At 71.4% G+C, this 8,494-nt stretch carries 10 protein-coding genes and 1 pseudogene; 7 read left to right on the top strand and 4 right to left on the bottom strand.

The window, feature by feature from the left end; genetic code table 11:
- Both KBX53_RS13610 and KBX53_RS13605 read right to left on the bottom strand, forming a co-directional pair.
- A pseudogene (locus KBX53_RS13610) lies at positions 1-186 on the bottom strand (hypothetical protein); the annotation flags it as partial.
- A gap of 171 nt (positions 187-357) precedes the next feature.
- A complete protein-coding gene (locus KBX53_RS13605; RefSeq protein WP_210859572.1) occupies positions 358-789 on the bottom strand; it encodes an OsmC family protein in 432 nt (143 codons plus the stop codon).
- Between the two features lie 131 nt (positions 790-920).
- Here KBX53_RS13605 and KBX53_RS13600 point away from each other — a divergent pair, with 131 nt between their 5' ends.
- From KBX53_RS13600 to KBX53_RS13590, 3 genes are all read left to right on the top strand, one after another.
- Entirely contained in the window at positions 921-1,658 is a 738-nt protein-coding gene (locus tag KBX53_RS13600) for a hypothetical protein (RefSeq protein ID WP_210859570.1), read from the top strand.
- A 585-nt stretch (positions 1,659-2,243) separates the two neighbouring features.
- Positions 2,244-3,065, top strand: a complete 822-nt coding sequence (locus tag KBX53_RS13595) for an HAD family hydrolase (protein ID WP_030331724.1) — start codon at positions 2,244-2,246, stop codon at positions 3,063-3,065.
- On the top strand, positions 3,065-3,877 hold the full coding sequence (locus tag KBX53_RS13590) for an HAD family hydrolase (RefSeq protein ID WP_030331725.1): 813 nt from the start codon (positions 3,065-3,067) through the stop codon (positions 3,875-3,877). Before KBX53_RS13595 ends, KBX53_RS13590 begins: the two co-directional genes overlap by 1 nt.
- Positions 3,878-3,879: 2 nt before the next feature.
- Here the strand turns inward: KBX53_RS13590 and KBX53_RS13585 are convergent, their stop codons facing one another.
- Positions 3,880-4,482 carry a bacterial proteasome activator family protein gene (locus KBX53_RS13585; RefSeq protein WP_030331726.1) on the bottom strand — a complete coding sequence of 201 codons (603 nt, stop codon included), beginning with the start codon at positions 4,480-4,482 and terminating at the stop codon, positions 3,880-3,882.
- A gap of 84 nt (positions 4,483-4,566) precedes the next feature.
- On the opposite strand from KBX53_RS13585, the gene KBX53_RS13580 reads away from it, so the two are divergent.
- Together KBX53_RS13580 and KBX53_RS13575 are read left to right on the top strand one after the other, a co-directional pair.
- Complete coding sequence (locus KBX53_RS13580; protein ID WP_210859568.1) at positions 4,567-5,364, top strand: S9 family peptidase; 798 nt, start codon at positions 4,567-4,569, stop codon at positions 5,362-5,364.
- A gap of 81 nt (positions 5,365-5,445) precedes the next feature.
- Entirely contained in the window at positions 5,446-6,633 is a 1,188-nt protein-coding gene (locus tag KBX53_RS13575; protein ID WP_030331728.1) for an ABC transporter substrate-binding protein, read from the top strand.
- Between the two features lie 68 nt (positions 6,634-6,701).
- Here KBX53_RS13575 and ddaH read toward each other — a convergent pair whose 3' ends face one another.
- The gene (gene ddaH, locus KBX53_RS13570; RefSeq protein WP_369010003.1) at positions 6,702-7,535 is read right to left on the bottom strand and encodes a dimethylargininase; all 834 of its coding nucleotides are present in this window, start codon (positions 7,533-7,535) and stop codon (positions 6,702-6,704) included.
- A 59-nt stretch (positions 7,536-7,594) separates the two neighbouring features.
- Between ddaH and KBX53_RS13565 the strand changes: the two genes are divergently transcribed.
- Positions 7,595-8,059: an Lrp/AsnC family transcriptional regulator gene (locus KBX53_RS13565; RefSeq protein ID WP_030331732.1), complete on the top strand. Its 465-nt coding sequence runs from the start codon at positions 7,595-7,597 to the stop codon at positions 8,057-8,059.
- 72 nt (positions 8,060-8,131) lie between these two features.
- Positions 8,132-8,494, top strand: a 363-nt coding sequence (locus tag KBX53_RS13560) for an alcohol dehydrogenase catalytic domain-containing protein (RefSeq protein ID WP_210859566.1), incomplete at its 3' end; no start/stop codon positions are given.

The raw sequence follows: 8,494 nt of genomic DNA, 5'->3' as shown, positions 1-8,494 counted from the left end.
GGAGTAGTCCCAACCGCGCGCGGTGAGCGCATGCCCCTCGTAGAGGCCGAGCAGGTCGGCCTCTCCCGGTGGCGGGTCGTCCTCGACCAGGATCACCACGTTGTTCATCAGGCCGAGCAGTTCCTCGGGCACCTCGTCGAGGGCTTCGCCGACCAACTCCTCGAAGCGCTCACGGCTCATCTCCACCGGCACCTCGCCCATTGTGCCCGACGCGGGGGCAGGCGGCCCGGCTCTGCTGGACGACCATGGTCGTCATTCGCCCCCGCACGCCGTCATTCGCACCCGCACGGAAGAAGCGACCACCCGGGAACGGGCGGAGGCTTCTTCCGTGGACGTACGCGGTGTGGGTCGGCTTGCTCAGGCGGCCAGGCGGGCGCTCAGGGTGATCTCGGCACCCGGCGAGAGCAGGCGGGAGATCGGGCAGTTGGCCTTGGCGGCCTCGGCGAGCTTCTGGAACTCCGCCTCGTCGATGCCCGGGACCTGGCCGACCGTCTCCAGGTCGATCCGGGTGACGGTCATGCCGGCGTCGGTCTTGTCCAGGTGCACCTTGGCGGTGGTCTCGACCGAGGTGGCCGTCGAGCCCGCGTCGGCAAGCGCCTTGGAGAACGCCATCGAGAAGCAGCCGGCGTGCGCGGCGGCGATCAGCTCCTCGGGGTTGGTGCCCTCACCCTCCTCGAAGCGCGACTTGAAGGAGTAGTTGCCGGACAGGCCGCCCTTACCGGTGCGGACGGTGCCCGCGCCCTCGGTGAGGTTGCCCTGCCACTGTGCTGAAGCGGTACGGATTGGCATGGGGCAAACGCTAGCGGAAACGCGACCGCCGAGCGACAGACCGGCGCGCTCGCCAGCCCTGCGATCCCTGTCACCACCAGCTTGCTGTGCCATGATGCGACCCAGGCCCGAGACCGGCGGAAGGGTGGCCGATGTCCGAGGAGCTTCCAATCCCCCGGCAGGGCGATCGGTCCGAGGCCCCCGCCGTGATCGAGTGGGGTGCCGTCGACACGACCCGCCGGGGCCGGTTCGCCTGGTCCCTGGCCGGCTTCGCGCGGGATCCTCGGCTGCCGCTGCTGCTCGCCGGTCTGGGCGCGGTGGCCGCGATCGCCTCACTTCTCGGTGAGTGGCTCGTGATGAGCCTGCCGAACGGCGGGCCCGAGGGGAACTCGACGATCGAGGTGCCCGCCGGGGTCTCCGAGGTCGGTGGCTTCGGGGTGGGCTACCTGGTCGGCCTGCTCGCCCTCGTCTGCACCGTGGTGCTGGCGTTGCGGGGCACGGCGGCCGTGCGGCCGAACGCCCGGCTGGCCGGTCTCGCTCTGGCCGGTGCGCTGTTGGCACTGCTGGTGGCCGCCACTGCCACCCTCGACGACCCCAGCCAGCGGGAATTCTTCTACTCGCCCGACGACGGCTTCCGGGCCGAGTACGGCCGTGGGCTGGTGATGGCGTTCGCCGCCTGTGTGCTGTTCGCGGCCGCCCTGCGGCTGGCGCCTGCCGCACCCCCCGGCGCGTTCGACCCGCCGGACGAGGACCGGTCCGCCGACGGGCCAGCACCGCGCCCCTGGCGCCGCCGCCGCAACCCCGACCCGATCGAGGACGGCCTGCCCGCCCCCGCCGACCTGACCGTCACCCCCGCCGCCCCCTTCACCCGCCCCGACCCACAGCACTGACCTCCAGCGTCACCCCAGCCCACGTCGATAACAGCGCCCCACCACGCCCGGGTCCCAGGCCCGCCCCACCACGCCGGGTCCCAGGCCCCACCCCACCACGCCGGGTCCCAGGCCCCGGCCCACCGCGTCCGGCTCCCCGCCCCCCACGGCCCCGCGCCCAAGCCCTCGGCCCACCCCCGCCAAGATCGTGCTTGAACATTGATGTAGTGGTATCCGCGCGGCCCGCAGGCCACTACTTCCTTGATTGAGCACGATCTTGGGATGAGCGGGGAACTGGCGGTCGCACCGGCCCCGCTCGCAGCCCGACATAAGGCCCAAACACAGCCCGGCGGCCCAAAGCACGGCGACCCCAAGCGCGAGATCACGGACAGCGCGAGGCAGCGCGAGGCAGCGCGAGGCAGCGCGAGGCAGCGCGAGGCAGCGGCACGCGGGGGACACCGCAGGGGTGCCGGGGGTTGGGGTCCGATTCGCCTGGAAGCCATGGTTGAGGCCCTTTTCGCGAGGTACGGTTGCTGCCCGCCGTCACGCCGGGCCGCGCTCTCCCTGGCCATGGCAGGTGCGACGGCGGCGGGCGAAGGAGGAACGATGACCCGCCCGGGACTGCCCAAGTTGATCGCGACCGACCTCGACGGGACGCTGGTCCGCAGCGATGACACCGTCTCCGCGTACACCCATGGGGTGCTCGACCGGGTGCGCGCCGCCGGAATTCCGGTGGTCGGCGCGACCGGACGCGGCCCTCGGTTGAGCGAACTGACCCGCAACGACATCCGCGCCGCCGACTTCCTGGTCATGGCCGGCGGAGGATGGGTGGTCGACCAGAGCGACCCGAGCGGCCCGGTGGTGCTCCGCGACGAGCGGTTGCCCGCCGAGGTGCTGGCCCGGCTGCTCGCCGATCTGGAGGCGCAGGTCGGCCCGCTCACCGTCATGGTCGAGGCGTCCGACGAGCACGACGCCCCGCTCTGGGGTGACTACCACGAGAGCTGGCCCTACCAGGACCGCTTCGAGGCGCGCACCCGTGACGAGTGCCTCGCCTCCGACGTGATCAAGGCCTTCGCCCGGACCGCCGACCACCACGTGGACGAGCTGCTGGCGGTGGCCCGCGAGATCATCCCGCCGCAGGTCGCCACGCTCACCCAGGCCGGGCTCGGCTTCGTCGAGATCTGCCCGCCCGGCGTGGACAAGGCGACCGGGCTGACAGTGGTGGCGCAGACCCTCGGGGTCGACCCGGCCGACGTGCTGGTCTTCGGTGACATGCCCAACGACCTGCCGATGTTCGGATGGGCCGGCTGGTCGCGGGTGGCGGTGGCAAACGCGCACCCCGCGCTGCGCGCCGTCGCCGACGAGGTGACCTTGCGCAACGACGACGACGGGGTGGCGGTGTATCTCGACCGGCTACTGTCCCGGTAATGGGAAACACGCCCCGCCTCATCGCCACGGACATCGACGGCACGCTGATCCGCGACGACCACACCGTCAGCCCACGCACCGCCGACCTGCTCGCCCGGATCTCCGCGGGAGGCACGCCGGTCGTCCTGGTCACCGGCCGTCCGGTCCGCTGGCTCAAGATGGTGTACGACCAGCTCGCCCGGCCGCTGCCGGCGGTCTGCGCCAACGGCGCCGTGGTCTACGACCCGTTTGAGGACGAGGTGGTGCGGGCCGACCCGCTCGCACCACAGCACCTGGCGGAGGTGGCCCGGAGGCTACGGGCCGAGGTGCCCGGGATCAGCTTCGCCGTGGAGATCCTGGACAGCCGGGAGATGCGGCACGAGGCGCACTACCCGCTGCGCTGGGACGCCGACGCCGACGGCATCCGGCCGATCGAAACGCCGGAGGAACTGCTCTCGGTGCCGGCGGTGAAGCTCCTCGCCCGCGCCGGTGAGCAGGACCCGGACGCCTTCGCCGAGCTGATCGCCACGGCGGTGGCGGGGCTGGCCGAGGCCACCCACTCGTCGTCCTCGGGGCTGGTGGAGATCTCCGCGGCCGGGGTGACCAAGGCGGCGGGGCTGGCCTGGTACTGCGACCAGCTCGGGGTGGCCGCGGCGGACGTGCTGGCCTTCGGCGACATGCCCAACGACGTACCGATGCTGACCTGGGCCGGCCGTGGGGTGGCGGTGGCCAACGCGCACCGCGCCGTCCTGGCGGTCGCCGACGACGTGACGACGGCGAACACCGAGGACGGCGTGGCGGCGTACCTGGAGGGGATTTTCGGGGTGGACTGAGGTCAGAGGTACTGACCGGTGTTGTGACCCTCGCCGCCGCCCGGCTGGCCGATGCCCGGCATCCCGGGGACGATTCCGCCGGGGCCGCTGGGCAGCGCCTGCCGGCCGCCGCGCATCTGCTCCAGCTGCACCCGGGCGGCCATCTGCTGGGCCACCAGCGCGGCCTGGATGCCGTGGAACAGGCCCTCCAGCCAGCCGACGAGCTGGGCGTGCGCGATCCGCAGCTCGCCCTCGCTGGGGGCCTTGTCCTCGGTGAAGGGCAGCGAGATGCGCTCCAACTCGTCGCGCAGCTCGGGGGCGAGGCCCTCCTTGAGCTCGACGATCGACCGCTCGTGGATCTCCCGCATCCGGTGGCGGCTGGCGTCGTCGAGAGGTGCGGCCTTCACCTCCTCCAGCAGCTGTTTGATCATGCTGCCGATCCGCATCACCTTGGCCGGTTGTTCGACCAGGCGGGTCGGGTCCTCACCCTGGCCCTCGTCGGTCTGCATCGTGCCGATCGGCCGACCGTCCGGGCCGACCACCACCACGGTGCCGGACTGGCCGGAGTCGTCGGGGCCGGGCTCGTCGTTCTGTCCAGCTGAGCGCGCTTCGGTCATGGGGTCCATCTTTACCCAGTGGGCGCGGGCCATGCCCCCCGGGACCGACTCCCGGGGCCGAACCACCCCTGCGGGGCGCGCTACCGTCGCGCCATGCCTGTCGACCCGCGCGCCGTGTTGACCCGGCCCGCTCCGGAGCCCGACCGGACCGTGGCGTACGGGGACGACCCGAATCAGGTAGCCGATCTGCGCCTCCCGGCGGGGACCGGCCCGGCCCGGCCGCTCGTCGTCGTGCTGCACGGGGGGTTCTGGCGGGCCGAGTACGACCGGCGGCACACCGGCCCGCTGGCCACGGCCCTCGCCGCCCAGGGCTACCCGGTGGCGCAGCTGGAATACCGCCGGACGGGGCAGCCCGGTGGCGGCTGGCCGGGCACCCTGACCGACGTCCTGACCGGGGTGGCCGAACTGCCCGTGCTGGCGGCCGACGCGCTGCCCGGCCGGGTGAGCCCGACCCCGCCGATCCTGGTCGGGCACTCCGCCGGGGGTCACCTGGCGCTGTACGTGGCGGCCACCGCCCCGGCCACGGTGGGCAGGGTGCTCGCCCTGGCCCCGGTGGCCGACCTGGGCGAGGCGTACCGGCGCGATCTGGACTCGGGCGCGGTCGCCGCGCTGCTCGGCGGCGGCCCGGAGCAGGTCCCGGACCGGTACGCGACGGCGGATCCACGGATGTTGGTACCGATACGAACACGCACAGTAGTTATACACGGTTCAGACGATCATCAGGTGCCGGCGGACATGAGCCGGGATTTCGTAGCGGAAACCAGTGCCGCAGGATCCGATATCTCCCTTGTTGAACTGCCTGGATGCGAGCATTTCGGGCTGATCGACCCGGAGTCCGTCGCCTGGCCCCAGGTCCTCGCTGTGTTGCGGTCCCTGCACGATGATCACTAGCCATTGACGCAGCGTCGCGGACCAGGTAGAACGCCGGAGGGGCGGTGTTCGGCCCTGTAACGCTTCCTTGGAAGGAACTCGGTGTCGCAGATGAATCGCAGGCGGGCGCTCCAACTGTTGGCCGCGCTCGGTACCACCGGGTTCGTCGCCGGGTGTGGCTCAGACAGTGACGCCGAACCGACCGCCAACCGCAGCCCGGTCAAGATCGGGTTGATCACGCCGCAGGCCGGCGGTTTCAAGAGCATCGGCGACGACATCACCAACGGCTTCCAGCTCTTCCTCGACCTGCACGACCAGCGGCTGGGCGGCCACCCCGTCGAGCTGCTGACCGCCGACGAGGGCGACACCGCGAAGACGGGCAAGGCCGCCGTCGAGGGCCTGCTCAAGCAGGGCGTGCTGGCGCTCACCGGCGTGGTCAACTCGGCGGTGATGGTCGGCATCCGGGACACCGTGGAGCAGGCCCGGGTCCCGCTGATCGGCTCCAACGCCTCACCGAGCAGCCTGCAGAGCGTCTTCTACATCTGGCGGACGTCGTACGTGCTCGACGAGGCCGGCCGGGCGCTCGGCCGCTACCTGCGCGACCAACTGCCGGCCAACGGCCGGGTCGCGATCATCATGCCGGAGAACGTCGGCAGCCCGGACGTCGTACGCGGCTTCAAGCAGGAGTTCGGCGCGACCGACCCGCGGATCAGCGACCCGGTGACCTACACCAACGCCACCGGCAACCCCGGCAAGACGACGTACGCCTCGGACATCTCCAAGGCGCTGGCCAAGAAGCCCACCGCGGTCTTCTGCTTCTTCGCCGGGGCGGCCGCCGTCGAGTTCATCAAGCAGCTGCGTGAGAAGTTCGCCGGGCCGATCTACGCACCGGGCTTCCTCACCGAGGGCACCGTGCTGGAGAACCTGAAGGACAACGCGCTGGGCATCCAGACCGCGCTGAACTACTCGGCCGACCTGAACAACACGTCGAACCGGGTCTTCGCCTCGGCGTACCGCAAGAAGTACCAGGTCACCCCCACCACGTACGCGATGGCGTCGTACGACGCGGCGCAGGTGCTCGACCAGGCCATCCAGCTGACCGGCGGGAAGCCGACGCCGCAGCAGGTCAACCTGGCCCTGGGCAAGATCGGCCAGATCGACAGCCCGCGCGGCATCTGGCAGTTCAACCAGCCGCGTACCCCGCAGCAGAAGTGGTACCTGCGTGAGGTGCAGCGCGACGGTCAGGTCATGTCGAACGTGCTGATCAACGAGCTGGCCACGCTGGGCTGAACGCCCACCCGGAACACGATTCGGGGCCGGTCTCCCAGTGGGAGGCCGGCCCCGAGACGTTCGTGGGGTCAGTGCCGCAGCTCGGCGATGCAGCACTTCACGCTGCCGCCACCCTTCTTCAGCTCGGCCAGCTCGACCGGGACCGGGGTGTACCCGGCCGCCTTGAGCTTGCCGGCCAGGCGGGTGGCCTCGCTGTTGAGCACCACGTTCGCGCCGTCGCTGACCAGGTTGAGCCCGAAGGCCATCGCGTCCTCGTCGTCGGCGATCACCGCGTCCGGGAAGAGTTGGGTGAGCACCCGCTGGCTGGCCGCGGAGAACGCGCCCGGGAAGTAGACGACGTTCGCGTCGTCGATGGCCGCGAGCGCCACGTCCAGGTGGTAGAAGCGGGGGTCGATCAGGCGCAGCGACACCACCGGGCGGCCCAGCGCCTCCTGCGCCTCGGCGTGCGCCGGGATCTCGGTGCGGAAGCCGTGCCCGGCCAGGATGAGCCCGCCGTGCGCCTCCGGCACGTACGCGAAGTCGCCCTCACCCTCGTTGGTCTCGCTGGGTGCGATGAACCGCCAGCCCTGCGCCTCGTAGAAGGCGTGGTGGGCGGCGGCCTCGGCGGCCCGCTGCTCGTGCTTGAACCGGGCGCCGTAGACGCTGCCGTCCACCACGAAGCCGCCGTTGGCGGCGTAGACCATGTCGGGCAGGCCCTGCTCGGGGGTGAGCAGGTGCACCTCGTGGCCGAGGCCGACAAGCGTCTCGCGCAGCCGGTCCCACTGCTTGACGGCCAGGTCCCGGTCGACCGGGGTGGTCACGTCCATCCACGGATTGATCGCGTACTCGACCGCGAAGTAGTCCGGCGAGCACATGAGATATGTCCGCTTTCGCGGGAAACGCTGCTGGTTCACGGTCACCAAGAGTAGGTACCGTGGAACGTTGAAAACAGCCACAAGTGTTGCTTCCCAGAGGCGGAACGTTGCAGATAGACGCGGTAGACCAGCGGATCATTGCGTTACTTGTCGCGGACGCCCGCGCGTCATACGCCGACATCGGCGCTCGGGTGTCACTCTCCGCCCCAGCGGTCAAGCGTCGCGTCGACCGACTACGCGCCACCGGCGTGATCAGGGGATTCACGGCCGTCGTTGATCCGGCCGCCGTCGGCTGGACGACGGAAGCCTTCGTCGAGCTGTTCTGCGCCGGCCGGACCACCCCGGCGCAGATCGGTGTGGCCGCGCGCCGACACCCCGAGGTGGTCGGCGCGTACACCGTCTCCGGGGAGGCGGACGCGCTCGTGCACCTGCGCGCCGCCGACATCGCCCACCTGGAGGCAGCGCTGGAACGACTGCGGGCCGAGTCCTTCGTGACCTCCACCCGCAGCACCATCGTGCTCTCCCGGCTGGTCGAATCGCCCGGCGTCGGGCCGTCCGCCGGCACCTCTTGACCTCAACCCGAGTTGAGGAGGTGGACTGACCCCGAGTGGGCGAGGCAGCCCATCGAGGCCGAGGGGGCTGTCATGCGAGCGATCTGGTTACGGGAGTTCGGCGGACCCGAGGTGCTGGTCCCCGGCCCGGCGCCGGACCCGGTGCCCGGCCCCGGTCAGGTGCTGATCGACGTCGCGCACGTGAACATCACCTTCATCGAGACGCAGCTACGCTCCGGACGCCCCGGCCCGTTCCGGCTCACCCCACCGCTGATCCCCGGCAACGGCGTCGGCGGGGTGATCACCACGGTCGGGTCGGACGTCGACCCGGCGCTGACCGGGCGCCGGGTCGTCAGCGCCACCGGCGGCTCCGGCGGGTACGCCGAACGGGCGGTGGTGGACGCGTCCGCGCCCTTCGAGGTGCCGGCCGGGCTGGCACTGGACGACGCGGTGGCC

The sequence above is a fragment of the Micromonospora sp. M51 genome, from assembly GCF_018070305.1.
GTDB classification, from domain to species: domain Bacteria; phylum Actinomycetota; class Actinomycetes; order Mycobacteriales; family Micromonosporaceae; genus Micromonospora; species Micromonospora parva.
The sequence above is the reverse complement of the archived record's forward strand: the minus strand, read 5'-3'. Positions and strand labels throughout refer to the sequence as shown.